Below are 24,798 nucleotides of genomic sequence, written 5' to 3'. Positions count from 1 at the left end.
GCTATTTCAGACCATTTGTCGACGCAGGGCCCGAGCGGTTCAGCCAAAATCGCATGGGAAGCAAAAAGATTGTTCCAGCCACTGAAGCCGCAACCGAAACCGTTCCGACGATTGCAAGGCGCATCAATGCGCCGATGGCACCGACATCCGGCGACCCGTCAAAGGATTGATGTGTTTGGGCCTCGTTCTCCAGAATTGCCGCGCACAGGACCTGCCGTCGCCGCAAAACACCATGCCGGTGAAGCAGCCCGCAGAACCCGTCGGTCAGCCAAAGTCGGGCCCCGCCGCGCCGTGCCAGAGCAAGGGTCAGTTGATCGAACTGGTTGCCTTCCTGATTCAGGCCAAGCGCTTCCAGAGCACGCGCATAGTGTTCGAGGGCCGCTTCGCTGGGCTCTTGTCCGGTCATGTGTTTGCCTAAAGTCTTTGCCTCTGATTTGGCTTCTGACGGTGAGGTCATCCGGGTCTTGGCAACGGCACTTTCGCCACTGCCGCCGCCGTTTGATGGTCGGGTGCCGATCTGATCATTCAGCGCCGCCATTTCCGGCCCTAATGCCTGAACCAACCAGTTGTCCGTTATTGTGGAACTGTTGCCGAACACGGCAAACTGCCCTGCGGTTGCAGGCATGACGCCGCGGGCCAGGGGCTCGAGCAGGGCCAAGGGCCATTGCACCAAGCGCAGGGGCAGTTTCATGAAACGCGGCGTGCGGTCAAAATGAAGTTGTGCAATCCTGCGCAATAAATCCTGCATCGAAACACTCTCAGGGCCGCCAAGGTCCAGAGTTTCCCGCTCGAACGCGTTACGTTTCAGAACCTCGACAATGCCGCGCGCCACGTCGTCGACGGAAACCGGTTGTACACTGACGGGGCCGCCCTTTTGCGGCAGTGGAACAATCGGCAATCCGGCCAATGTGCCAAGCGCGTCCGCAATGGGCGAACCCGGACCAAGGATCAGAGTGGGGCGAAGGATCGTGTAACTCAGATCCGAGGCCGCCAAGTCCTGTTCGGCCCGCGCCTTGGCTTCGGCATAGGGATAAAAGGACTTATCCGGGTATCCCGCTGCAATAGAACTGACGAAAAGGAATTGTCCGACGCCCTTTTCTTTGCAGGCAGCAATCAGATGTTGTGTCGCTTGGCGGTTTATCAGTTCATGTTCGTGCTTTGAGGCCTTTCCGGTGAGCGCGCCAAGGTGGAGAACCGTCTCAACCCCGTCAAGCGCCGCACGATAGCTGGCCGGGTCTGTCAGGTCGCCGACGCAGGTTTCCACGTCACCCGGAAGGTCCTTTGCCCGGTCGGGATCGCGCACCAGAACGCGAAGGTGCCATCCGTGCGCAGCAAGCGCGGGCAATAAGCGCTGTCCTACAAATCCTGTGGCTCCGGTCAGAAAGATCGTGCGCGTCATATCGAACCCAGTCGGCTAACGGTTTTGCGGTTCAGTTGCAGCGTGACTGTGATCACTGCGAACAGAAACACCAAAGCGCCTATTGTCGCGAGGCGCGAGCTTGGAAATATCTCGACCTCGGGGACATGAAACGCCCAAATACCGGCAAGGTTTTCGGATCGCCAAATCAACAGTGCGCCGCAAAGGGCAAGTCCCGAACTGACCCACCCGCCCTGAAACAGTAATGCCAGGGGTATGGCGAGCAATACGAAATCATAAATATGCAGCGGCGCCAGCGCGACAATCACCGCGCTTGTCAGGGCGAAGATCTGCCAGGTCAGAACCGCCTTGTCCGTAGACCGCACGATGCGCGCCGGACCGACGCACAACAGCAAGATGACGGCCAGCGTGACAACGGTCGCAACGGGATTTCCGATGTCGAGATTCGTGAGTTCCCAAACGACCAGTCGTATGCCGGTCATGGATTGCGGCAGATTGGCCGCGGTGAACCCGTCATAAGCCGCGAGGTTGCGCAAGAAATGAAAAATCGCACCGGGGGCTGTAAGCAGTGATGGAAGCACAAGAAGAACAGACAACCCAAAAGCGACCGCAACCACCTTGCGCGAGCCGGGATCGAGCAACAGAAGCAATATGGCGATCGGCCCTCCGATCTGAGGTTTGAGGATCACCAGTGTCAGCCCTATGGCCTCCAGAAACAGCTTCTTGTTGATACGGCTCCAAAGCATGAGCGCAATTCCGAAACCTGCAATCAGGGTTGTCTGACCTACGGAAAACAGGATCGCCGTTGCTTCCAGCACGGCCATGAGGAAGAACAGCACGCTGAATATGGGCAGATAGACCAAGCCACCCAGGCGCTCTGAAACACTCTGACTGAAGGCGGAAAACGTGGACACAAACGCGCTGGTGATCAGCCCGCAGATTGCGATAACCAGAGCGAGTCCGCATAAGTTCCAAGCAATATTTGCGGCATGCAGGCCGAGCGCGCCGAATGGTGTTGCAAATGCCCACCATGTCGGTGGGTAGACCCACATGATGGGAACGTGCCCTTTGTCTATTTTGGCGGCACCTGTGGCTTCATAAGACTCGCCATAGGGATTTATGCCATCCAGCCACATATCGCCTGCCAACCAGATGTAGCGGAAATCGAAACCGGGCGAACCGGCAATTTGCTGGATCTTGAACAGCAGATAGGCAATCGCGAGGCCGCACAAAACGAAGGATAAACCCAGAGTAACCGGGCGCGAAAGTGCTGGGCCAGCCATGCTGGATGCCGCTTGCGGCCTGGCGCTTTCTCGATATTCATCCATCAGAAATCACCATCGCTAAACGCCCAGATTTTACTCATGAAATACGTAAATGCCGGTACGATCGCGATCATTACCGCCAGCGATGCCCAGTAGGGCTGGCCCATAACGTCCGAAACTGTGAAGACGATGATCTGGTTCAGAAACAGGTTGGTGACCGATATGGCAAAGAATTTTGGCATCGAGGACCGAACTCGCCCGGGCGATCGAAACGAGTAGTTTCGATGGCCGAAGTAGGACACAAAAAACGCCACAGAATAGGCCACAAGGTTGGCATCAAACGGATCGAGTCCCGCCAGATGATGCGCCATCAACCCGACGGCGACATGAACACCAGTGACGATCCCGCCTGTCACCACGAATGTTACGACGCTTCTGACTGACATTCCGAATTGCCCGTTCTACTGTGCCGCGTGCCTGGAGGACCCGATCTCGTCCGGCAGTGTCAGGCCATTCGGATCGGTATCCCGGTCGGTTTCAGAGGAATTTCCCTGTCTGACAATCTCTTCCACGATGAACAGGGGGCGCTGTTTGGACTGGATATACAGGCGTCCAAGATATTCGCCGATCACACCCAGAACCAGAAGTTGCCCACTGCCAAGGATCAGGACGACCGACATCAGCGTCGTCCAACCCTGAATGGCGATACCGGTCAGGTAACTGTAAGCCGTATAGGCAAAGAAAATGAGACCCAGCAGCGCACAAACGAAGCCAAGGTAAATCGAAAGCCGCAAGGGAACGATGGAAAATCCGGCAATGGCGTCCATCGCAAAGCTGAGCATCTTGCGAATGGGATACTTGGTTTCACCGGCGAACCGGGCGGCGCGGGTATATTCCAGCGGAACCTGTTTGAACCCGACCCAACTGACCATGCCCCGAATGAACCTGTGCTGTTCCGGCATTTCGTTCAGCACGCTCAGAGCGCGCCGGCTGATAAGGCGGAAATCCCCGGTGTCCTGGGGAATGTCGATATCCACCAGCATGTTGAGGAACCGATAGAACATATGGGCGGTGAAGCGCTTGGAATGGGTTTCGCCCTGCCGTTCGGTCCGCTTGCCATAGACAACATCGGCCCCGCCATCCATCAGTCGCATCATGTCGGGAAGAAGTTCGGGCGGATCTTGAAGGTCTGCATCAAGGATGAGAATGCGGTCGCCGCTGCATACCCTCAAACCGGCCGTCAATGCCAGTTGGTGACCAAAGTTCCGGGACAGGAAAACGCCTATTATGGCCGGGTTCTCGTCGCTGAACCTACGGATCAAGGACCGCGTGTTGTCGCGTGATCCGTCATCTATGAGGACAAGCTCGAAACTGTCACCGGCGGTTTCGGAGCACACCGCAACGACTCTGCGCACCAATTCAGGCAGCGATTCTTCTTCGTCGAAACAGGGAACGACGACGGATAAAAACGGAGCACTCATTGCACAAATAAACCCTAAAATCAGAATCCCACCCTAGAGTATATCCTCAGCAGGCAAAGAATTGTCAGAGGAATGTCGCATGAAACGAGAATATCTCAAAGTTATTAGATACATTGGGGTGTCTCGGGCAATATTGTTGCCGTCCCGTTGATATTGCTGGTTCAGAGTTTTGGGGTGCTCGACAATTCAGGTAATAGATTGGACGATTGAAGCTGATGCAAAGTGGCCCCGAAAATTGGAAATACTCGCATGTTGTCCATACCGGAAACCGGATGAAACCCGGAACTTGCCATCAGTTCATTGTTGCGGGGTCTTTGGGTGCATTCGCGCCTTTTTTACCCTGTTTCACGACTGCTGGCCAACATGTCCCGATGGTCGATTGCAGTGTTGTTTTCTGTTGGGGCGGCCGATATGATCCAGTCGTTGTTTTAAGGTAACAAGTTGAAAAATATGGAAAACATAGAAGTTCGTGAGGACTATCACGCATTGGTCCGACAGGACGTGCTCAGCTTGGTTCCCCAAGGACAAAACGTGGTTTTGGACATTGGTGGCGGGATCGGGGCTTCGGCCGGATATCTCAAGGATGCCGGAAAAGCCGAGCGGTATGTTGTGGTTGATCTTGTTGCCGACACAACGCATCCAAGCGTTGATGCGGCGTATTCCGGAAATCTGGAAGACCCTTCACTGTTAGAGCAGATCGGCACCGAGCAAGGTGAATTCGATGTCATCATGTGCTTGGACGTCCTGGAACATCTGACCGATCCCTGGTCTGTGATCGAAACCTGCCACAAAATGCTGAAACCCGGAGGGGTGATCGTCGCAAGCATCCCTAACGCCAGAAACCACAGGCTTGTCCTCCCGCTGGTTTTCAAGGGCCGCTTTAACTACACCGAGAAAGGCATCCTCGATCGCACGCATCTCAGGTGGTTCGTGCGCGATACTGCTGTTGCGTTGATGACCGGATCCGGGCTGGAACTCGAACATATTCAGGGCCGTTTCTATGGCAGGCGCAAGCAGTTGGTGAATTGGTTGACGTTGGGGTTGCTGAGGGATTTCATATACTTGCAATATTTTATCCGGGTTCGGCGAAACCCTTCGAAATGACATGACAAGCGGGAAAGGCCGCGCCTTGTGGGAAAGAGTTTCGACACAGAGCGCGCCGCCTTAGAATCCGGTTTGACACCCGACAGAAGATCATTCAGCGGTGTTTTGCAGGTAATAAAGCTCAAGACTTTGACAAAATAGGGTATTCAAATCGAGGATAACCTATCATTGAACAAATATCTGCTCATCCGGATAGTCTGAGGAAGTAGAGGCTGTTATCTGACACGTGCAAGGTTTTTGCGACCCCTGAACGGTCATGCGGAAACGTTATCTTCTGGTTCGAACCCCAGACTGCTTTCGACAATATAGAGCGGCCGATTTCGGGCCTCTTCATAGAGCCGTCCCAGATACTCGCCAATAACACCCAGCACGACCAGTTGCAGACCGCCGATCAGCAGCACTGCGACCATCAGCGAGGCGTAGCCGGGCACATCCACGCCGTGGATCAGTGTGCGCAGTACCAGAAAAAGGCCATAGAAAATTGCACCCAAGGCCGTCAGCATCCCGATATATCCGGCTATTCTCAGGGGAACCGTGCTGAAACCCGTGATGCCGTCCAGCGCGAAATTCCAAAGCCGCCAATAGTTGAATTTGGTCTCTCCTGCCGCCCGTTTGGGGCGGTCATAAGGGACCTCTGCGTGGCGAAACCCGACCCAGGCAAACAGCCCTTTCATGAATCGGTTCTGTTCGCGCAACTGAACAATGGCACGAACCACGCGCTGATCCATGAGGCGGTAGTCACCGGTATTGGCGGGGATAGGTACACCGGAAAGGCGGTTGATAACTTGATAGAACTTCGTCGCCGACCAGCGCTTCATTGTGGTATCCGAACTGCGCTGACGCCGAACGGCGTAGACCACATCAAAACCCTCGCGCCATTTCTTTAAGAAATCCTCGATCAATTCGGGTGGATCCTGCAGATCGGCGTCAATCGGCACGACGGCCTTGCCTTTTGCAACGTCAAGCCCGGCGGTCAGCGCAATCTCTTTGCCGAAATTTCGGGAAAAGTTCAGCACTTTGACGCGATTGTCACGCTCATGCGCATCTGCCAAAAGGGCGGCGGTTCTATCCGTGCTCCCATCGTTCACGCAGATGATTTCATAGCTTTCGCCCAGTTTTTCCAGATAGTTCCCAAGGCGTTCAAAAAGGATTGGCAGAACATCTTCTTCGTTGAACATAGGAACTACGACACTGAGCGTAGGAACGCTGTCGTCCTGTGAGATGTGCCGATGTGTAGATGTCAATTTGTTCATGTCCGGCGCCATGGCGAATGTATTTTGGTTGCTTGCGCCTAAGTGATCACGCAACGGCGCCGGGTTCAAAGAGTTTTACAGTCAATCGTGAATTTTCAGGCAATGCGTCTGTCAAAAGCCACCGAAAGATCGGAGTCGTACATTCTTTGGGTAAGGTACCGCCTCTGATCTGACCGCTTTGTTACGGGCGGTCAGGCTGCGCCTGCAACAAGGTGTTCTGGTTCAGGAGCGAGTTTCGGCAACTTGAAGCTGTTTTGTTCATGCCCAATACGGGAACCGCCCAACTGCTACAGTCAGAGAAAGCCGAGTAACGAAAAGTCGTTAATAAACCAGAGGGCTGCGCTGTTTTTGCAAGCGGGTTTTCAGCGATCGGACACTGACTATTACAACAATTGCAGTCAGAATGAACATCCAGCCGAACAACATGTAGAAACCCAAAGCCATCGACAGGGAGTATCCGGAAAACAACGCCATTCCACCAGCGCTCAAGCCGACAAGAATAGCTATCCCCAAAACGCCCATCATGAATTCAAGTCCTCCGGTCCTTGCCCATGCGTCAGCGAAATCACTGAGTGGTGGCGGTTGTTCCAAAGGGGGTTTTTTCCCCTTTGGGTATTCCGCGACGCAATCGTGGCAAAATTTGGACCACCTTGGGTAAAAATTTGGTTATTGAATACAATTTCGGATGCTAAATCGCTGACTAAGCGATATATCGCTCAGATTTTGGGTTGGATGGCAAATCCGGGCCGATCTGGCCGTCAACCAATGCTTCCAGCGAATGTTCGACCCGGCCCATTCTCCGGATCGCGGGGTTCTTTCCAAAGCAGAGCAAGAATATTAGTTAAATAACAGGCGGTTATCCGAAGCGGTGGCGAAATCGCCTCTGATAAAGCGAGAATGATGTGCAGACGGGAGACTCGCGTTCCGAGGGCGTGCCTCCAACCCGCACCAGAGTTTTGATAGTAATGGGCGAAGTTCGGTATCTGCCGGGACGCCGGTTACAACTTGACCAACCGTCCGCCCGTTACTTTGATCCCTTGTTTTTCAAAGGCATTGCGGGTGTCAAAAACCAATGCCGCATCGCGCGCAACCAGTTCGTAATTCATGGCGCTGTGATCGGTGATAACGGCCACGGCCGCATAGCGCTTCAGGTTTTCATCCGTCAACGGTTCGGATGTTCGCCCTGCCAATTGCGGGTATTCACCGCCTTCCGGCAGGCGAGGGAAAAACGGATCATGATAATCCACCTTGGCCCCCAGTTTCTCCAACTCTTCCAGCAAAACCAGGGCCGGGCTGCGGCGGGTGTCCTCGACATCCCGTTTGTAGGCGATACCCATCAGCAGTATCTTTTGGCCGGTCAATGGCTGCCCGGTATCCGCCAAGGCCGAGCCGTTTCTGGCCGTGAGTTCAGCAGTGATGCGAGCGGCCAGCAATCCCGGCACGGCGTCATTGCTGCTGCGCGCCAGGTTGATGATCGGAGTGTCTGATCCCGCATCCGCAGCCCTCCAGGCCAAATAGGCGGGAGACACCGGAATGCAGGCGCCGCCAATGCCGGGACCGGGATAGAAGGGCATGAAGCCAAAGGGTTTGGTCGCCGCGGCCTCGATCACTTCCCAGACGTCCACATCCATCGCTTCCAGCGCGGTTTTCAATTCGTTGACGAGTGCAATATTGACGGTGCGGAAACTGTTTTCGACCAGCTTCACAGCTTCGGCGGTGGCGGCGGAACTCACCGGCACGGCGCTGGTTACGATGGCGCGATAGAAATCTTCGACCAGTTGTCGGGATTGCGGGTCGTCGGCACCGACGACCTTGGGAATGCTGTGTGTGTCGAACTTGTCATTGCCGGGGTCTTCTCGTTCAGGCGAAAAGGCCAGGAAAAAGTCGATGCCGGCGCGCAGGCCGCCCGCTTCGAGAATAGGCTGAACCAGAGTTGTTGTGGCACCGGGCCAGACGCTGCTTTCCAGGACCACCAACTGACCGGGGCGCAGATGCTGCGCGATGGTTCGGGCTGCGGCCGCGACAAAGCGCATGTCAGGGTCTTGTTCGTCTGTCAAAGGCGTGGGTACGCAAATCAGCACGATATCCGCTTCGGACAGTGCGGCGGCGTCCTGGGTTGCGCGGAACCGTCCGCTGTCCACCGCCTGCGCGATCCGGTCCTGCGCCAGATACGAGATGACCTGTTCGCCGCGGTTGATCCGCGCCACCCGATCGGGGTTGAGATCCACACCGGTCGTGTCGAACCCCTCATCATAGGCGGTCAATGCCAGAGGCAGGCCAACATAACCCAACCCAACCACGGCGACCCGTGCGTCGCGGGCCGCGATAAGCTGTGTGAGAGACTGATGATGCGAGGTTTCGTAGTTCATGATTCAACCTGATTATACAAAGTCACACTGGAATACTGGCGGTTTTCCCGCGAAAACTGAATTATCTCGGCCAGCAGGATGAAGGGGATAAAGGGCAAAGCCAATAGATTTGTTGGAATTCAATTCAGCCATCGGAGACTGTTTGGGAATTCCGGACAATACGCCCATTTTCGCAGCTCTGTTTACTCATTGACGCTGGTTTCGAAGCGCAAAAATGGCTCTTGATTTTGATGCGGATGAGGGTGTTCATCTCCATACTCGTCTGGCAGTGCTGCGTATGCGCCGCAGGGCTTGGCGAATGGCCAGGTAGGTATTGCCTTGCCCCGCCAGATGCGATTTCCAGCGGGAAACATCGCTAAAATAGAACATCTCCAGCCGGGGCAGGTCATAAAGATCGGAGTCCGGTTTGGCCACCCCCAGTCTTGTGCCCACCGACGTAGAATAATGCTGTGCGACGCATTTTAGGACGGTTGGGGATGTCGCACCGTACGGTGGCGCAAAATGGTGAACGGGTTGCTCGATCCGGGTTGCGATATCCACTCCTGACTGAATGACCTCGTGTTCCAGCTTGGTGGGGGACAAGGTGGACAGGTCTGGATGGGTGATACTGTGCGCCCCAAAATACACGCCTTCGTAGGCCAGATGCCGGACCCGGTCCCAGCTCATCAATGGGCGGGGCGGGGAATTGCTGCCGACCCATTCCTCGCGGTTCCCCATAAGCCCCGAAGGCAGATAAACGATGGGGCGAAAGCCGTAGTCGCGCAGGATGGGCCAGGCGACCGTGTCGAAATCGGTAAACCCGTCGTCAAAGGTGATCACGACCGAGCGTTTTTGCGGTGGCCTTGCCATTGCGTCCGGAGAGACAACCGGTAAGCCCGACTCAGCCAGTGCCTGCATCTGTGCGCCAAAGGTTTTTGGAGAAATCGACGTCGGACCCGGTGCATCGGAAATCGAGTGATACATCAGAATATCGAGCTGAGGTTCCGCCACGGATCAATCCTCGACGATATGGGTGGCGAAGATTTCGCGGTATGTGTTCCACCTTTCACGATCAACCTGGCCATCCGGTCCGATTACCTCGGCAGCCGCATAGGCCATTGCAAAGGCATGATGGGTGTTGTCGTGGGCAAACAGGCCCTGCCGCCCGAACACCAGCAATCCGTCCAGCCCCAGCAACCACTGATCCACAGTATCAAACCGGCTCTGATAGTCGACATCATAAACCGGATAGGCGTGGCTGAGCCTTCGGGTCTCGCAACGTCGCACCGGCACTGTCACCGGCAGGCCTAGTTGTCCCAGCCATCCGGTGAATTCGCGGCCAAGCTCCTCGTCGGACATGTCCCACCATTTCTCACCGGGGTCGCAAGGCAATTCGGCGCAGAGCACGGTCACACCTTTCGGATTGGACGAGGCGGAATAATTCTTGGGTTCCGACATCCGGCTGATAGGGATCGACGTTTCGGGAAAATAATGCGCGTCGAATTCTGTGAACTGGTCGGTCTCAAGTATCAGATACAGCAAGATCATCCCGCGGAACCGGATGGTTCTGGCGGCTTCGACCACCGCGGCGGGTGGCTCATCAATCAGACGTGTGAGGCCGGTCAGAGGAATGGTTGACAGGATCAGGTCACCGTCCAGCCGGGTTTCGCCTTTGCCGTCCCGAATGGTCAACCCGGTCACCCGGTCGCCGTCACGTTCGATCCGGGTAATCTCGGTTTCGAACAGAAATTCGGCACCGTTTTCACGGGCGCTTTGCAGCATGGCGTCCGAAATCTGCCCAAACCCCCGGCGCGGGTAATAGAACCGACCGGCGGTTTCGCTGCGCAGTCCGGGCATCAGCCGAAGCATTTTCATCAGGATTTTGCCCACCGAACCGCTGCCGACCCGGCGTTCAGCCAGCGTGACGGCCAGTTTATCGGGATCAAGCCCCCAAAGCTTGCGTACATAAGGAAAGTAGAAGTTCTCGGAAATTGTCGGACCCAGACCGTCATACAGCACAGTCGAAAATGTTGCTGGACCGGTGTTTTTCTTGCGGAATGGCTTCAGAACCATGTCTCCGACCAGCGACAGCGCAAAGGGCTTGGGAAGGCGCATCAGTGCATCGGTCAGCTTTAGCGGGAAATGAATCCACTTACCCCCCAGTCTTATGCGCCCGTGCCGGGGACGCAAAAGCAGGTCATCGCCCAGCAATTTCTTAACATCATCAAGCACTTCAGGCTCTGCTGCGGGGTGAAAACGGTGTGACCCGTAATCGCAAATTACGCCCTCGATCGGGAAGGAGGCCGAGTTCCCCCCGGCCTGACCTGCGCGTTCAATCACTGTAACGCGCGCCTGACCTTTGCTGGTCAGCGTATGCGCCGCAGCCAACCCTGCCGGACCGGCGCCGAGTATGATGATATGCGGCTTGTCCGCACTGGCACCCTGTCGGGAAACATCCGTCACTTGTAATCTTCCTTTCCAGTAGGGCGGGGGCTCAGTTTCAACCCGGACAGGCTGAACACCAGCGCGCCAATTCCGCCCGCCACAAACAACACGGCCTGCCACATCAGACCAGCCGCCACGATCACGGACGGATCCGCTCCGAAAGGTGCCAGTAATACCGCAAGCGTGGCCTCCCGCAGACCCAACCCATTCAGCGATACGGGCAGAACGGCAACGATTTTTGCCAATGGCCAGGCAAACAACCAGTCACCGATGTCAACTCCGGTACCCGCTGAAACCGCGAGCCACCAGGCCAGTACGGCAAGTAGGCACTGGATCACGGTCGAGGCCACGAAGGCCATCGCAAGAAGTACCGGTTTCCGTCCAAACTCGGCAAAGGCAACGCCCAGCCGCTCTGCAAAACCCCGACCCGGCAAGGACGGAACCACGCGCCACGGGATCGGAAGAAGGCGCGGCAGGGCAATGACGCCGACCACTGCGACTGCAAGAAACAGACCGACCTGCAGGACCATCCCCCCATCCGCACCCGCGTGTCTCGATAAGACAAGACCGATGCCCGAAACGGTCAAAAGTGCCAACATGTCGATCAGCCTGTCGACCGCAGCGACCGCGACGACATGAGCGCCATCTTTCACGGTGGCCTGGGCCAGACCGGCCCGAACGGCGTCGCCTCCGATGGCGCCGGGCAGACACAGGTTTGCCGCGAGACCCGCAAAATGGGCACGAATTGCCATGAGCGGCGGAAACTCCCGGCCCAACAGAAGCCACCATTTCAGAGCAGCACCAACATGGGCCAGCAAAAACAACAGCAGAACCAGCAAAAAGACTTTTAAGGAAATCGATTCAAACGCCTGGCGGATCTGATCAAACGGCAGCAGCCAGAACAAAATGGTCAGCAGAAGCAATGAGCCCACGGCCCGTATGACCCAGCCGCGCCGGATCGTAAAGGAAGAGGGCGAGGCGCTCATGTCAGGGCCTGAGATGCAGCCGCGAAATCATATCGGCGATCAGGCCAAGCGACCAGATCATGATTGCCGCGAGGAATGAGAACACCGCTGTTTCGCTGAGGTTCCAGTAGAAGATATCGATCAGGAATTTCACCGTGCCCAACGTGAAAAACGCCAGACCCAGCGGGATGAAAACCCGAAGTGGATTGAACAAGGTGCTGATGCGCAGGATCAGGATGATGAAGTTCAGAAAATCAATCGGCCTGATCTTGGATTTCCCGACCCGCTTGCCGTATTCGATCGGAGTGTAGATCATGCGCTTGCCGTTCGAAGTCATGCACAGCGTAATCGTGGTGGTGAACGAGAAGTTCTGCGGCAATAGTGGCAGAAACGGGATCAGCTCGGATTTGCGAAAGACCCGCATGCCCGAGTTGAGATCGTTAATCTTGCGCTCGGCCAGAAACGACGCAAAGGCAAACAGGAACTTTTTGGCAGGTTTGCGCAACAGCGGCACGTTTTTCATCGCCGCGCCGCGGTCGCCGACGACCATGTCCTGTTCGCGGCACAGTCCAAGCATCTCGGGAAGGTAGCGCGCCGGATAGGTGCCATCGGCATCCATAATCGCGACATAGTCATATTGTGCCATCCTGATCCCGCGCTTGAGGCTGGCGCCATAGCCCGAATTGACGTCATTATAGGTGACAATCGCACCGCTTTCGCGCGCACGGGCACGGGTGTCGTCCTGACTGGCGTCATCAACCACGATGATCTCGTAGGGGATGCCAAGCGGTTCGAGATGCTCGCGTACATCGTCGACCGTGCTGCGAACAGCGTTTTCCTCGTTGTAAGCCGGGATAACCACGCTGAGTTCCATGCCCGCCGTATTTGGCGCGGCCAGCTCTTCCGTGGCGGTCATTTCAGTTACATTGTTCATTGAATTGAACTGTCCTTTATCTGAAATCCAGTCACCGGGCCGGATCTGACTTTTCAGTTTGAATCTGGATCAAGCCGATTTGGTTTCTGCCTTCGCATCCTATCCATATTGGTCCTAACCGAGCATAGTTGGCAAATTTGGCAAAAATCGAACGATCAAAAGCAAAGTTATGTTCGTTCATCAATTGGCACCAGATTTGAGCCGCCGTGCTTGATGGACCCGAAACATGCCGCCGGTCAGTCGTGGAAGCCGCCCTCGGCCATACGGGTGTGGTGAGATATATGTGAAAAAGAAAGCCGTAGCATTTGAACAGGTACCCAACCAATCAGAAAAATCACTTGCGCCCATTGTGTTGTTCTGCGTTTCGAAGTCCAGAACAAGGTTATGCGGCGAATTAATTTTGTTTCGCGCGTGTCCAAAACGGCAACAATGGCGCGTTCAAGCTGGCTATAGTTGCCTAAAGGGCTCACGCCTTTCCAAGCGCTTTTTTGAAACTCACCTCTGCCAGCTCTGCGCCTTTTTCCCAACTGAACTTTGATGCCTGTGCCAGTGCCCTGGTGGAATAGGCATCGCGCAGACCCGGTTCGGTCAAAAGTCGGATCGCCTGTTGCGCCAATTCGGTCTCGGAAAGTGGATCAAAGTACAGACCTCCATCGCCCACGACCTCGGGCAAACTGCCACGGTCAGAGCTGAGAACAGGCGTACCGCAGGACATCGCTTCGAGCGCGGGCAGGCCGAACCCCTCCCACAGAGAAGGAAAGATCAAGGCGTCCGACGTGTTGAGCAGTAATGTCAGCTGTTCGTCGTCAATCTCACCAGTAAAAACGATGCTATTGGAGCGCGCCGCGTCTGAAGCGGCGCTGGCTTTGAGGTCTTCCACATTGTCCCAGAACCGCGCGCCCGTTGTGCGTCCGACTATTGCCAGCCGAGTTTCTGGTACTCGGGCCAGGATACTTGGCATCGCCTCGATCAGGCGCAGCACGTTCTTGTGCCGGTTGAAGCCCCCGACATATACCAGCAGCGGCGCATTGTTCGGTATCCCGTATGACTGCCGGGTTTGTTCCAATAGTCGCGCATCGTGGATTTGCCGAAACACCGGCTCTGCGCCTTCGGTGATAATATCAGTGCGGTTTGTCGGGACGTTCAGGATGCGCTCCAGATCGTCCGCCGAAGCCTGCGAGATCGTCATCACCCGCGTGGCCTGTTTCTTGGCCAGCCAGCATTTCGCCTGCCACAATCTAAAATTCAACGTCTTGGGGAATATCAGATCGGGGAAGCGTTCAGGAATGGTGTCATGAAAACACACGACCGAGGGGCGTCGGGTCAGTTGTGGAAAATAGGAATAGACGGCCGGATAGAAGAACAGATCGCAGTCCATCCGCTGAGCCGTTCTGGCCATTGTGATCAGGTCCGCCCCACCACGCACCGCCGCGCCCGAGGATGCCTCGGACATGGATCTGTCCGACCCGGCGATTCTGACATCGACGCCTTCTGGCACAGGTCTTGTCGGTTCCTGATCGAACAGCAGGGTATAGCGAAAGCCCGTCTGACGGGCGGCAAGTGCAGTGATCAGATTGCGCGTGAAACGTCCGAACCCACGCTCATTTTCCCAGGAACTGGCGTCAACACCGATATGCAGCATACTAAAACCTAAATGGCGGCCCCGAGATCCAGGTTACGCGTTTCAAACGACAGGTCCGTATCAGCCATACCGGTCCCTTAAATAGTCTGCTGTGGCGGCCAGTCCGTTTTCAAGCGGATATTTGGGCTCATACGCCAATCGGGCTTTTGCATGATCGATCCGGCATCCGCCCCGTGCGGTAAAGAGCTCAAGCAAATGCCGGTCCGGATATGCGAACCCGTCGCCTTTTGCTGTGCGTTTTTTGATGGTTCTGACCAGCGCTTCGAACCGCTGGCGCCCCAGCACAGTTCGGCCAATCGCCCCGATGCGCGCCGCAGCCGAGACGGTGTCGGATCCATTACCGACCTCCGGTTCGGGACCAAGGCGTCGGTCAAGCGCTTCATATGGCTCCGTTCGAATGTCGCCCCCACCGATGATCTTGGAATACCCCTGTAGCAACGAGGACCACAGGATAGGTTCGGGCCCTGAGATGACGAACTTTTCCTGGCCCAGATCATTGAGCAGCGCAGCTTTGAGAATGGCCTGAACGACGTCATCGACAAACACGGCGTTACACAGGCCTTCCGGTTCGGGCATCACTTGCGTTCCCGCTGCAAGATTTGCAGCCAGTTGATCCGTCCACAAGGCGCTGCCGGGCCCATAAATCAAAGTGGGTTGAAGAATTGCCGCAGGGATCGAACCTGCCATCAGTTTCTTTTCCATCTCGATTTTTGCCTGGCGGTACGGGCTGCCGCCGGGACGGTTCATCGGGCTGGTTTCGTCCAGGTTTTCGTTGGGCCAGTCGTCATAGACGACAATGGAACTTGTATGGATGATCCTGCCAACGCCCGCATCCTGCGCCGCGCCAAATAGCGAGTCGAAATCCGAAAGGTTCTTTTCCGCAGTGTCGCGCACGTCATAAGCCAGATGCACCAAAACGTCGTGTCCGCGCAGTGAGGCTGCGACTGCCGCGCGTTCACCAAGTGCGCCGATCACCACATTTGCACCCATCGCCTCCAGTTCCTTGGCGCCGTGGCGGCTGCGCAACAGGGTTGAGACTGTTGCTCCGTTGGCCAGCAGGGCGGGAACCAGACGCGCCCCGAGAAACCCGGTCGCACCGGTCACAAAGACTGTTTGCCCCTGCAGTTTTTCAGATCCCGCGAATTCCACTGTTGCCAATCCCCTACCAATTCAAACTCAATCATGAAATCGTTGCGCTTCAGAAGCCTAGCGCAGGGTGATCGCACATGCTACTCCGCATGAAAGTGATTTGCTGTTATAGATGTCCGGGGTCTGGCACCCCATGGTTTTTGAGTGAGGAATTTGATGAGGATCGGTGTGATCGGGGCGGCCGGTAAGATCGGCCAGATGCGGGTTCAGAACATTCACGAGTCTCCTGATGCCGAGCTGGCGGCGGTCCTGGATCTTGAGTTTCATCGCGCCGTGGCTGTGGCGGATGGCGCGCCGGCCTTTACTGATCTCGACCGGTTCTTTGCGATACCGATGGATGCGGTGGTCATCTCGACCCCGGCGCATGTGCGCGAACCGCTGTGCCTGCGGGCCTTCGAAGAAGGGTTGCATGTGCTGACCGAAAAGCCGCTGGCTCCGACGGTGGAGGGCGCAAGGCGGATCGTCGATGCCGCCAAAAAGGCGGGCAAGGCCCTGGGGGCAGGGTTCAACATGCGCTACTACCCCTCCTTCGCTCATGTGAAGGAGGTCGCATCCTCTGGTGAGATCGGCGAGATCGACCATGTCCGTGTCTACGGCGGTCATGACGGGCTGGGCCACTTCACTCATGATTGGGAGTATCAGGCTGAATTCTCTGGCGGCGGCGCCTTGTGGGATGTGGGCATTCACATGACCGACATGGCGCGCTTCATTCTGGGCGAAATTACCAGTGTTTACGGCGTGGCCACCAACACGGTCTGGAAGGTGCTGGGGTCCGAGGACAACGCGGTGGCAATCTTCAAGAACCCCGAGGGCATTCCGGCGATCTATCAGGCCTGCTGGAACGACTGGAAAGGGTATCAGAGCGTGATCGAGGTTTATGGCGCGCGCGGTATGGTGCGCGGGGCCTATGCGCCGATGCAGAACCTCGTCATCACCATGGACAAGCCGGGCGGCGCACCCAAGCGGGTGCGCAAGTTCTATCCGGAAATAATGGTGCGCGAGAAACTGAAATCCTGGAAATCGACCGCCATCCTGTCCTTTGGCGAGGAACTGGCCGATTTCATCCGGCTGACCCGGGGTGAAACCGGATTGAACTGTGCCGACGGCCATGCCGGCTTGCGCGCGGTTGAGATTGCCGCTGCGGTTCCGGAAAGCACGCGCAGCGGTCAGCCGGTTGAACTGGACAATCTTGGGGACATGAAAATCTGATGAGCAGCGATCCGACCCTTTCCATCGTTCTGACCATCGTGCAAGGCGGCAGCTATGTGCGTGATTTTCTGGAGGCAGTGCACAGTTTCGACAATCCACCTCCGCTGGATGTGATCATCCCCTACGACGCCAGCGTCGCCGATGTCGCGCAATATGCCGAAGATTACCCCGAGGTACGGTTTCTGGACCTTGGCGTGATCGAACCCATCCGCCCGATTACCTCGGAAGCCGGCAAGCACGAACTATATGACCGTCGTCGTTCGGCGGGTCTGGCGGCGGCCAAGGGTGACATCATCGGTATTCTTGAAGATCGCGGCCTGCCGCAATCCGACTGGGCGCGCACCATCGTGCGTCTTTATGCGGAAACCGGAAAGAACGTGATTGGCGGCGCGATTGAATGCATGGAGCCGGTCAGCCCGTTGAACTGGGCTTTTTACGTCACCGATTTCGGTCGCTACGGGCGACCGTTTGAGACAGGACCGGCCGATTGGGTATCGGATGTGAACCTGACCTACAGCCGGAAGGCATTGGATGAGACCCAGCACCTGTGGAAGGACCGGTATCACGAGCCGATCGTGCACTGGTATCTGATCGAACAGGGCGAGCAACTTTGGCTATCGAACGAGGTGGTCGTGCATCACCATCGCCCCAAGGCAACCTTTCGCGAGTTGTTGCCCGAGCGGTTCGACTGGGGCCGCCTGTTCGGCGAGATTAGGGTGCGCAATCAAAGCAACGCAAAACGGCTGATGCTGATTCTGGCAGGTCCGCTGATCCCGCCGCTGCTGTGGGTGCGCCATTACAAGCTGCAGGCCAGCAAGGGGCGCGGCATGCGCTATCTCAAGGCATTGCCCTATGTCATGCTGTTGTCGACGGCGTGGACGCTGGGAGAAGTCTGGGGCTACATCACCAAACGCCCCTGACATGCGACATCACCTTTGGCGCCCAGCCAGATCGTAATAAGTCCTTTCGAACTGGTGATGCACCCAATCCGGGTCGAACCGGTCCTCTCGGCTGCGATTCAGGGCATTCTCTGCCAAGATTTGGCGGCGGGCCTCGTCTGACAGAACATCCGCAACCGCAGCGCAGATCGCGTCGATGTTGCCGATGGGCACGACCGCGCCAACGCTCTCGTCGATCAGTTCGACTACCCCGGAACAGGCGGTTGCCACAGCCGGGGTTCCGGCTTGAAACGCCTCGGCGATGGTAAAGGGCAGCGCCTCCCACCGCGAAGTCAGCAAAAACAGGTCCGCTGCCCGTAAATGGCGGATCGGCTTATCGGTCCGACCAATGAACTGCAGATGTTTGCCTAGCCCCTTTTCCAAAGCAAGCGCGTGCAATTGCGCCTCGTCCGGCCCGTCGCCAGCGACCACGAAACGAAATCCGGGATGCGTGTCCTTCATTCGTGCGACGCAGTCGATCAGAATGTCGATCCCCTTCTGAGGCAGCAGCCGGGCCAGCGTGACAATCAATCGGTCGCCATCTCCCAGCAACTCCGCCCGGAGGCTTGCGATGTCCTCTGCGCTGTCCTCGAGGGGTGAGGTGACGCCGAGACCGATAACCTTCAGCTTGTCTCGCGGAACGTTGCCGATGGTTGCCAGGTCTTCTGCCGAATGGTGGCTTGGCGTAATCACCAGATCGCATTTTGCGGCGATGCGGCCAAAGGCTGCGATCCGTTCAGGTTCTGATCCATGATAGGTGACGGCAACCGGAACGTGCCGCCCGATACGGGCGAGATTGGCGACCAGAGCGGGGGCGGATTCATGGCAATGGATCAGGTCGGCCGGGTTGTCCGCCAGCCAGCGCCGCAATCGCCAGGCCGCGCCCGCCGTATGACGCAGCCGGTTCGCAATACCGCCGCCGTCACCGGCAACATAGCGTGTGGGCAGGTCCAAAAACCCTGATTGCCGGTCCGGACCCGCCCAGATATCGGCGGTACCCGCCAGAGTGATGCGGTGATCCCGCGCCCGCAACCAGTCGCTTAACCCAAGGATATGCCGGGTAATGCCACCCATACCGAACTGGGTGCCCATTTCGACGACATGAAGAGGGTCTGCAGAGGGCGTGGTTTGCATCTGAAGCGGGTTGGGGTCAAATTTCTGAGTTATTCTCTATTCATAGCATGTGCATCGCGTTTGCACATACTGAGGTCACGCCTTGGCGCAGCCGAAGTGCAATTGAAGCATGTCCGCAACACCAGGTGCCAACCGATTGCCTACAGGGCTTCCTTCTTTAGATTGTCGCAGGGATCGTGTTTCATACTGGAAAGTCATTGGTAATCTGGTCCAATTCGCATGCAGCCATTGCGCATTTTGATGTTCACCACATTCTATCCGCCGTATTCCTTCGGAGGCGACGCCGTAGGGATACAACGCATGGCCCGGGCGTTGATCGCGCGGGGTCACGACGTGACGGTTGTACATGACGAAGACAGCTACCTCATCCTGGGTGGCAAACCGCAGCCAGAAGGGGCAACCGACGGGATCAGGCGGATCGGATTGCGCAGTCGCAACGGCATGATGTCGAATTTGCTGACCCAACAACTTGGCCGTCCAGTTGTGCATGCCGCTCGCATCCGCGAAATACTGGCCGAGCAGAAGCCGGATATCATCTGGCACAACAACACATCCCTGATTGGTGGCCCCGGCCTGCTGCCGATGGGCGAGGGATTGAAAGTCTACGAAGCGCATGAGCATTGGCTGGTCTGTCCGACTCACGTTCTGTGGCGTCATGGGCGCGAGTTGTGTGACGACCGTCAGTGCCTGCGTTGCGTGCTGAATTACAAGCGCCCGCCGCAGCTTTGGCGCTATACCGGCGCGCTGGACCGGGCACTTGATCACATGGATCTGATCATTGCCAAAAGCGAATTCAGCCGAGCCAAACACCGCGAGTTCGGTCTGCGCCAGGACATGCAGGTTCTGCCATATTTTCTTCCCGATCTCGATCAGTCGGCCCTGCCTGAACCGGCAGCGCACGAGCGGCCTTATTTCCTGTTCGTTGGACGCCTGGAAAAGATCAAGGGGTTGCAGGATGTATTCCCGGCCTTTGATCAGTATCCCGACGCCGACCTGCTCATACTTGGGGATGGTGACTATGCCGACGCTTTGCAGAAACAGGCGGCCGGCAACGAACGGATCAGGTTTCTGGGTCGAAAGACGCTGGAAGAACTCAACGCATACTATCGTGGTGCAATCGGGCTAGTTGTGCCTTCTGTGTGTTACGAAACCTTTGGCATTATTCTGATCGAGAGCTTCCGTCTGGGAACGCCGGTGATTGCGCGACGGCTGGGCCCTTTCCCAGAAATTGTCGAGCGGGCAGAGGGCGGTATCTTGTTTGAAACACAAGACGAATTGCTTGCCGCAATGCGCGGGCTGCAGCACGATCCGGGTCGCCGAGAGGCGCAGGCACAGTCCGCACGGCGGGCGTACGAAGAAATCTGGCACGAGGATCGGGTGTTGGCCGCATACGGCGAAGCTTTTGCCCGCGCAGCGCATAAGAAAGGCCACCGCAGCCTGAGCCAAAGATTGGAATCGGGTTTGCTGGAAACCGGCGGCTAGCCCGCCAGTGTTCCGATCCGATGAGCGTTGGCCATTACCGAGAACGTAATTGTCGTCGCCGGAATGCTTGGCAGCACGGATGCATCGACAATATGAATTCGGGAAAGACCCTTGGGACGGCCCAGGACATCGGCTTGACCCGGTCCGGGATCGGATGCCATCGGAACCGAACCGCCCACGTGAAAACCTGACCCCGGCTCCCCGGCGCGCGCGGCGAATGACAATGTTGAAAGACCTGATTTGTTCAACGCTTTGGCCAGTCGGGATGTGGTTGCGGTCATGACGTTCCGGGTTTCCGGATTGTGGACCACCGAAGGTGTCAGGCGTCCATCGGGTGCGAGGGACAGGTCAATCCGAGCCGAGTGATCGGAATGCAAGAACACCTGAGCCACGATCAGTCGCCGCGCCAGTGCGCGCCAAAACGGCGCCGTTCCGGGCAATTTCGAACCGTAATTGGTGACCAGGTCATGCGCGAAAAACTCGTTCCAGGTATAGATCTGCGCGTGAATCAGATGTGGCGAGATACCCGGATCGGCGATCTCCAAAAAGGCCTGCGGCAGAGTGTGAAACGGGGGGTGGTCGGGCCGCCGCGGCGCCGGCCACCTGTGCAGGTTGGGCAAGAAGAAGTGCTGGCTGTCCTTCAGCGTCATGGTCGCGTGGGCATCGTCACCTGAGGCCAGCATCAGCCGCGCGGTTTCCAGCACGCCGGTTGCGACAAAAACGCGATCCGCTGTCAAGCTTTCACCATTGTCCAGCGTCAGGGTCACACTGTCAGCAGTCTCCTCAAACCGACGAACAATGCCGGAGCGGTGTTCAAATTCCGGTCGCTTGCGCAGAGTGCCGAGCGTTTCCCGGGCCGACCAGATATATCCCCACGGACACCCGTGAAGGCATTGCCCACAATGTTTGCAACCCGGTGCCACAGCCAAACGTGAGGCCCCTCCGAACACACCCAAATCCGCAAGCTTCGATTTTTGCCGGTCCAGCTTGTCCAAGAAACGCTCGGCCTGCGGAGAAGGGGTCAGAGTCGTGCGACCGTGCATGGAAAAAGCCGGCAACAGAGTTTCAAGATCGTCGCTCCGCCCGCTCACCGGCATGAACTCGGCGACTGCTTTGTAGTGTGGGGCCAGATCATCGACTTTGACTGGCCAGTCGGAAATGTCCTCGGCCCGGTTGGGCAATACGGCAGACCCCCAAAGATTTGACAAGCCGCCCTCGGCTCGCGATGCACGCAGCCCGAAATCGTCCCCGGTCGTCAACGAATTCTCCGAGGGTTCCATCGCGAAATCCGAACCAAATCGGCGTATCTGGCCGGGCGGCGCATCAAACTGCGGTTCCTGCCAGGCGGTCCGCATGTCTTGTGACCAGTTGTCAGGCGAACACTCTGCCATGCGCCTGCGCCGCGTATCCGAGTCCGGCTCCGGGACCTTCCCGCCGTCCAGCATCAACACCCGCCGTCCGCGCGCCAGAAGGGCGGTTGCGACTGACACCCCCGAAGGGCCGGATCCAATAACCAGGTCAGTCATGCCCGATGCGTTTGAGAATAAGGATGTCGCCATCTCCGAGGGTTCCCGGGAACCGGTGAACCAACTCAAAAACCGGTCCGATATCGTTTTTCAATGTTGGGATCATTCTGAGTGAGCGCGACGGAAATGGCACAACCAGAACAATTGGTCGAGGTTGGGTCAAAGCGGCATCATAGTCTTGTTGCGACGTCAGGTTGCCCCAATCTGCGCCAAAGTACCCAGAGAACAATGGGCCACTATGGCCCACCGAATAGACATCGGTATTGGCAGTTCTAATGTCCTCTGCCATCGCATAGGCACCCGCCATGTCCTGTTTGGGGGCCGCGTAATTTCGCTGTACCATGGCAATGGACACAGCAACCATGACAATGGAAGCGGCGATGAATACGTATCGCTCCAGGAACGGTTTTCGAAGCAGTCGTCCCGCGAAGCCCGCGCAGGCAGAAACGCCAGCCACCACAAGGATCAGAATAAAGCCGATGTCCGAAAAGAAAAAGCGCGGCCAGACCCGCATGCCCAGTGCCAGCAGCACTACCACCATGAGAACGATATGAGCCAGCACCAAGGGTGCAAAAAGCGGGGCGCGACTGTGCAGAGCCGCTGCGCCGATGCCGGAAGCCGCCAAAACGCAAACGGCAACAAACAAAGGTAGAAAACCTGCAGCGCCGATTGCTGTCCGGACACCTTCGAAAACGGTCCAGAGCGGATTTTGGTATTCTTGCATCAAATCGACTGCAGAGGTCTCTGAGACTGTTCCCACTGTGTTCAGAACGTACGGAAGCACCGGTGCGTAAAACGCAGCGAGCAAGAGCAGTCCAACAGATGCACCGATCAAGGGCGAGAGAACAAGGCCGCGCGGCAAGCGCCCCTGAACGGCCAGCACGGTGATCAGAACAAGCCAGACCAGCCCCTGCGCGGCAAAGAAAAACGCACCAGTCAGGTGTGTGAAGACAGCCGCCGCAAAAACAACACCGTATGCAACCCAGATACCGGGCCGAGGCGATTGCACCCCGCGCAGAAAAATTATCATGCCCAGGGTGCTCCAGAACGCAAGTTCGGTGTAGCCGCGCGCATTCTGGGAAAACCAGACCTGATGATAAGACAGCGCGACCAACAGGGCGGACACATGGGCCACTGCCACGCCCGCAACATCCCGGGCGAGCCACCAGATTGCAAGAACGGTACCGGTTCCGAACAGGACGGCCGGAAGCCGATAGGCCCAGATGTGGTCGCCGAACAGAGAGGCGAAAAACTTGGATTGCAGAGTGAACAGGAAGTGATTGTTCATGGAATAGGTCTGCATGACTTCCGCCCACGGACCGGCCACATAGTTCTGAATGGTGACGATTTCATCAAACCACAGCGGGGCACTGAGGCCGATCAGCCGCAACACAACTGCCAGCGTCAGAATGGCCGCCAGTAAGATGTAGTCTATTGACCGGAGCACGGGGTGCTGCATCGCTGAAATCTATGCCGTCATCGGAAGCCGCATCTCATTGGTGATATCATCAATGATCTGGCTTAAAGGCAACATCGGCCGGAAACCGGTGAAACGCTCCAGCTTGGATACATCAGGCAAGCGTCGCTGCATGTCCTCGAACCCGGCGGGGTATACCTGATCATACGGTACGAATTGAATCTCCGATGACGAGCCTACAGCCTTGATGATTTGCTCGGCCAGAGCGCGGATGGTGATTTCTTGGTCGGTGCCGATATTGAACACTTCTCCTTTGGCGTCAGGCGTGTTCATCAGCCGACACACGGCCTCGACGACATCGGCGACGTGCCCAAAACAACGCGATTGCTCGCCGGTGCCATGGACGATCAACGGAGCATTCTCCAATGCCGATTTGACGAAATTCGGCAGCACCATTCCGTATCGGCCGGTTTGTCGTGGGCCGGTGGTGTTGAAGAATCTCAGAATCGTGACTGGAAGGCCGGACTCGCGCGCATGTGCCAGGGCGAGGAATTCATCCAAAGTTTTGGCGCACGCATATGACCAACGCAGGTTCTTTGTCGACCCGATCGTCAGGTCATCATCTTCCTGAAACGGGAATTTCGATGATTTCCCGTACACTTCCGAAGTGGACGCCACGAACGTATGCGCCTTGTTCCGAAGCGCTGCATCCAACACGTTCTCGGTGCCGGCGACATTGGTCAGCATCGACCGGCTGGGTTCATCCATGATCAGCTTGACCCCAACCGCCGCAGCAAGGTGAAAAACGACATCCGCCGGTTGAACCAATTCGGCGACCAGTGTCCGGTCCAAGACATTGCCTTCGACGAAATTGAACGTGGTTTGGCCGGAAAGGGCCGAGAGGTTTGACAATTGTCCGGTCGAAAGATCATCCAGCACTGTGACTGTGTGGCCTTCGCGGACCAGACGTTCAGAAAGGTGTGAGCCAATAAACCCGGCGCCGCCGGTGATCAGAATATGCATTTTAACTCGCCAGACTTACTACGGAAAACCAATTTCGCCCGTTATAGCACGTCGTTGAGGGTGCTTCCACAATCCCTGAGCGAATGTTGGGAAGCGGCAGAGAAT

21 protein-coding genes are annotated in these 24,798 nt (G+C 56.8%); 4 read left to right on the top strand and 17 right to left on the bottom strand.

Annotated features, from left to right (window positions below):
- Nucleotide 1: 1 nt before the first annotated feature.
- Genes AC2TEL_RS03740 through AC2TEL_RS03725 form a run of 4 tightly spaced genes read right to left on the bottom strand, consistent with a single transcriptional unit; the run spans nucleotide 2 to nucleotide 4,124 of the window.
- Complete coding sequence (locus AC2TEL_RS03740; protein WP_480901984.1) at nucleotides 2–1,399, bottom strand: SDR family oxidoreductase; 1,398 nt, start codon at nucleotides 1,397–1,399, stop codon at nucleotides 2–4.
- Nucleotides 1,396–2,706, bottom strand: coding sequence for a glycosyltransferase family 87 protein (locus tag AC2TEL_RS03735; protein WP_480838132.1), 1,311 nt, complete (start codon nucleotides 2,704–2,706; stop codon nucleotides 1,396–1,398). The genes AC2TEL_RS03740 and AC2TEL_RS03735 overlap by 4 nt, the downstream gene beginning before the upstream one ends.
- Complete coding sequence (locus tag AC2TEL_RS03730; protein WP_480838130.1) at nucleotides 2,706–3,089, bottom strand: GtrA family protein; 384 nt, start codon at nucleotides 3,087–3,089, stop codon at nucleotides 2,706–2,708. The genes AC2TEL_RS03735 and AC2TEL_RS03730 overlap by 1 nt, the downstream gene beginning before the upstream one ends.
- A gap of 15 nt (nucleotides 3,090–3,104) precedes the next feature.
- Nucleotides 3,105–4,124, bottom strand: coding sequence for a glycosyltransferase family 2 protein (locus AC2TEL_RS03725; RefSeq protein WP_480861940.1), 1,020 nt, complete (start codon nucleotides 4,122–4,124; stop codon nucleotides 3,105–3,107).
- A 450-nt stretch (nucleotides 4,125–4,574) separates the two neighbouring features.
- On the opposite strand from AC2TEL_RS03725, the gene AC2TEL_RS03720 reads away from it, so the two are divergent.
- Nucleotides 4,575–5,228, top strand: a complete 654-nt coding sequence (locus AC2TEL_RS03720) for a class I SAM-dependent methyltransferase (protein ID WP_480861939.1) — start codon at nucleotides 4,575–4,577, stop codon at nucleotides 5,226–5,228.
- Nucleotides 5,229–5,482: 254 nt separating this feature from the next.
- Here AC2TEL_RS03720 and AC2TEL_RS03715 read toward each other — a convergent pair whose 3' ends face one another.
- The 9 genes from AC2TEL_RS03715 to AC2TEL_RS03675 form a co-directional block, all read right to left on the bottom strand.
- Nucleotides 5,483–6,481 carry a glycosyltransferase family 2 protein gene (locus AC2TEL_RS03715; RefSeq protein ID WP_480861938.1) on the bottom strand — a complete coding sequence of 333 codons (999 nt, stop codon included), beginning with the start codon at nucleotides 6,479–6,481 and terminating at the stop codon, nucleotides 5,483–5,485.
- Nucleotides 6,482–6,802: 321 nt separating this feature from the next.
- Nucleotides 6,803–7,006, bottom strand: a complete 204-nt coding sequence (locus tag AC2TEL_RS03710) for a hypothetical protein (RefSeq protein WP_480838122.1) — start codon at nucleotides 7,004–7,006, stop codon at nucleotides 6,803–6,805.
- Between the two features lie 473 nt (nucleotides 7,007–7,479).
- Nucleotides 7,480–8,850, bottom strand: a complete 1,371-nt coding sequence (locus tag AC2TEL_RS03705; RefSeq protein WP_480901982.1) for a nucleotide sugar dehydrogenase — start codon at nucleotides 8,848–8,850, stop codon at nucleotides 7,480–7,482.
- Nucleotides 8,851–9,096: 246 nt separating this feature from the next.
- Nucleotides 9,097–9,840 (bottom strand): polysaccharide deacetylase family protein, encoded by a 744-nt coding sequence (locus AC2TEL_RS03700; protein WP_480901978.1) that lies wholly within the window; start codon nucleotides 9,838–9,840, stop codon nucleotides 9,097–9,099.
- A gap of 3 nt (nucleotides 9,841–9,843) precedes the next feature.
- On the bottom strand, nucleotides 9,844–11,292 hold the full coding sequence (locus tag AC2TEL_RS03695) for a protoporphyrinogen/coproporphyrinogen oxidase (protein WP_480901976.1): 1,449 nt from the start codon (nucleotides 11,290–11,292) through the stop codon (nucleotides 9,844–9,846).
- On the bottom strand, nucleotides 11,289–12,260 hold the full coding sequence (locus tag AC2TEL_RS03690) for a lysylphosphatidylglycerol synthase transmembrane domain-containing protein (RefSeq protein ID WP_480901974.1): 972 nt from the start codon (nucleotides 12,258–12,260) through the stop codon (nucleotides 11,289–11,291). The genes AC2TEL_RS03695 and AC2TEL_RS03690 overlap by 4 nt, the downstream gene beginning before the upstream one ends.
- A gap of 1 nt (nucleotide 12,261) precedes the next feature.
- Nucleotides 12,262–13,173, bottom strand: a complete 912-nt coding sequence (locus AC2TEL_RS03685) for a glycosyltransferase family 2 protein (RefSeq protein ID WP_480838111.1) — start codon at nucleotides 13,171–13,173, stop codon at nucleotides 12,262–12,264.
- A gap of 466 nt (nucleotides 13,174–13,639) precedes the next feature.
- Nucleotides 13,640–14,815, bottom strand: a complete 1,176-nt coding sequence (locus tag AC2TEL_RS03680; RefSeq protein WP_480901972.1) for a glycosyltransferase family 4 protein — start codon at nucleotides 14,813–14,815, stop codon at nucleotides 13,640–13,642.
- A 60-nt stretch (nucleotides 14,816–14,875) separates the two neighbouring features.
- On the bottom strand, nucleotides 14,876–15,964 hold the full coding sequence (locus AC2TEL_RS03675; RefSeq protein WP_480901971.1) for an NAD-dependent epimerase/dehydratase family protein: 1,089 nt from the start codon (nucleotides 15,962–15,964) through the stop codon (nucleotides 14,876–14,878).
- Nucleotides 15,965–16,120: 156 nt separating this feature from the next.
- Between AC2TEL_RS03675 and AC2TEL_RS03670 the strand changes: the two genes are divergently transcribed.
- Together AC2TEL_RS03670 and AC2TEL_RS03665 are read left to right on the top strand one after the other, a co-directional pair.
- Nucleotides 16,121–17,173, top strand: coding sequence for a Gfo/Idh/MocA family protein (locus AC2TEL_RS03670; protein ID WP_480901970.1), 1,053 nt, complete (start codon nucleotides 16,121–16,123; stop codon nucleotides 17,171–17,173).
- A complete protein-coding gene (locus AC2TEL_RS03665) occupies nucleotides 17,173–18,093 on the top strand; it encodes a glycosyltransferase family 2 protein (protein WP_480838103.1) in 921 nt (306 codons plus the stop codon). Before AC2TEL_RS03670 ends, AC2TEL_RS03665 begins: the two co-directional genes overlap by 1 nt.
- Before the next feature lie 9 nt (nucleotides 18,094–18,102).
- On the opposite strand, the gene AC2TEL_RS03660 is transcribed toward AC2TEL_RS03665, so the two are convergent.
- Nucleotides 18,103–19,245 carry a glycosyltransferase family 4 protein gene (locus AC2TEL_RS03660; RefSeq protein ID WP_480901968.1) on the bottom strand — a complete coding sequence of 381 codons (1,143 nt, stop codon included), beginning with the start codon at nucleotides 19,243–19,245 and terminating at the stop codon, nucleotides 18,103–18,105.
- A 240-nt stretch (nucleotides 19,246–19,485) separates the two neighbouring features.
- On the opposite strand from AC2TEL_RS03660, the gene AC2TEL_RS03655 reads away from it, so the two are divergent.
- Entirely contained in the window at nucleotides 19,486–20,727 is a 1,242-nt protein-coding gene (locus tag AC2TEL_RS03655) for a glycosyltransferase family 4 protein (protein WP_480901965.1), read from the top strand.
- Here AC2TEL_RS03655 and AC2TEL_RS03650 read toward each other — a convergent pair.
- Genes AC2TEL_RS03650 through AC2TEL_RS03640 form a run of 3 tightly spaced genes read right to left on the bottom strand, consistent with a single transcriptional unit; the run spans nucleotide 20,724 to nucleotide 24,693 of the window.
- Nucleotides 20,724–22,253, bottom strand: coding sequence for a GMC oxidoreductase (locus tag AC2TEL_RS03650; RefSeq protein ID WP_480901963.1), 1,530 nt, complete (start codon nucleotides 22,251–22,253; stop codon nucleotides 20,724–20,726). The genes AC2TEL_RS03655 and AC2TEL_RS03650 overlap by 4 nt on opposite strands.
- Nucleotides 22,246–23,700, bottom strand: coding sequence for a glycosyltransferase family 39 protein (locus AC2TEL_RS03645; protein ID WP_480901959.1), 1,455 nt, complete (start codon nucleotides 23,698–23,700; stop codon nucleotides 22,246–22,248). Before AC2TEL_RS03645 ends, AC2TEL_RS03650 begins: the two co-directional genes overlap by 8 nt.
- Before the next feature lie 21 nt (nucleotides 23,701–23,721).
- Nucleotides 23,722–24,693 carry an NAD-dependent epimerase/dehydratase family protein gene (locus tag AC2TEL_RS03640; RefSeq protein WP_480901957.1) on the bottom strand — a complete coding sequence of 324 codons (972 nt, stop codon included), beginning with the start codon at nucleotides 24,691–24,693 and terminating at the stop codon, nucleotides 23,722–23,724.
- Nucleotides 24,694–24,798: the final 105 nt, after the last annotated feature.

This window comes from Ruegeria sp. HKCCD9138 (assembly GCF_057220975.1).
The sequence above is the reverse complement of the archived record's forward strand: the minus strand, read 5'-3'. Positions and strand labels throughout refer to the sequence as shown.

Excerpts from the sequence above, each read along its gene's own strand:
- AC2TEL_RS03735 (WP_480838132.1), bottom strand. The coding sequence starts at position 2,706 with ATGGATGAATATCGAGAAAGCGCCAGGCCGCAAGCGGCATCCAGCATG.
- AC2TEL_RS03725 (WP_480861940.1), bottom strand. The coding sequence starts at position 4,124 with ATGAGTGCTCCGTTTTTATCCGTCGTCGTTCCCTGTTTCGACGAAGAA.
- AC2TEL_RS03705 (WP_480901982.1), bottom strand. The coding sequence starts at position 8,850 with ATGAACTACGAAACCTCGCATCATCAGTCTCTCACACAGCTTATCGCG.
- AC2TEL_RS03670 (WP_480901970.1), top strand. The coding sequence starts at position 16,121 with ATGAGGATCGGTGTGATCGGGGCGGCCGGTAAGATCGGCCAGATGCGG.
- AC2TEL_RS03730 (WP_480838130.1), bottom strand. The coding sequence starts at position 3,089 with ATGTCAGTCAGAAGCGTCGTAACATTCGTGGTGACAGGCGGGATCGTC.
- AC2TEL_RS03715 (WP_480861938.1), bottom strand. The coding sequence starts at position 6,481 with ATGAACAAATTGACATCTACACATCGGCACATCTCACAGGACGACAGC.
- AC2TEL_RS03650 (WP_480901963.1), bottom strand. The coding sequence starts at position 22,253 with ATGACTGACCTGGTTATTGGATCCGGCCCTTCGGGGGTGTCAGTCGCA.
- AC2TEL_RS03655 (WP_480901965.1), top strand. The coding sequence starts at position 19,486 with ATGTTCACCACATTCTATCCGCCGTATTCCTTCGGAGGCGACGCCGTA.
- AC2TEL_RS03690 (WP_480901974.1), bottom strand. The coding sequence starts at position 12,260 with ATGAGCGCCTCGCCCTCTTCCTTTACGATCCGGCGCGGCTGGGTCATA.
- AC2TEL_RS03710 (WP_480838122.1), bottom strand. The coding sequence starts at position 7,006 with ATGATGGGCGTTTTGGGGATAGCTATTCTTGTCGGCTTGAGCGCTGGT.
- AC2TEL_RS03640 (WP_480901957.1), bottom strand. The coding sequence starts at position 24,693 with ATGCATATTCTGATCACCGGCGGCGCCGGGTTTATTGGCTCACACCTT.
- AC2TEL_RS03740 (WP_480901984.1), bottom strand. The coding sequence starts at position 1,399 with ATGACGCGCACGATCTTTCTGACCGGAGCCACAGGATTTGTAGGACAG.
- AC2TEL_RS03685 (WP_480838111.1), bottom strand. The coding sequence starts at position 13,173 with ATGAACAATGTAACTGAAATGACCGCCACGGAAGAGCTGGCCGCGCCA.
- AC2TEL_RS03720 (WP_480861939.1), top strand. The coding sequence starts at position 4,575 with ATGGAAAACATAGAAGTTCGTGAGGACTATCACGCATTGGTCCGACAG.
- AC2TEL_RS03680 (WP_480901972.1), bottom strand. The coding sequence starts at position 14,815 with ATGCTGCATATCGGTGTTGACGCCAGTTCCTGGGAAAATGAGCGTGGG.
- AC2TEL_RS03660 (WP_480901968.1), bottom strand. The coding sequence starts at position 19,245 with ATGCAAACCACGCCCTCTGCAGACCCTCTTCATGTCGTCGAAATGGGC.
- AC2TEL_RS03665 (WP_480838103.1), top strand. The coding sequence starts at position 17,173 with ATGAGCAGCGATCCGACCCTTTCCATCGTTCTGACCATCGTGCAAGGC.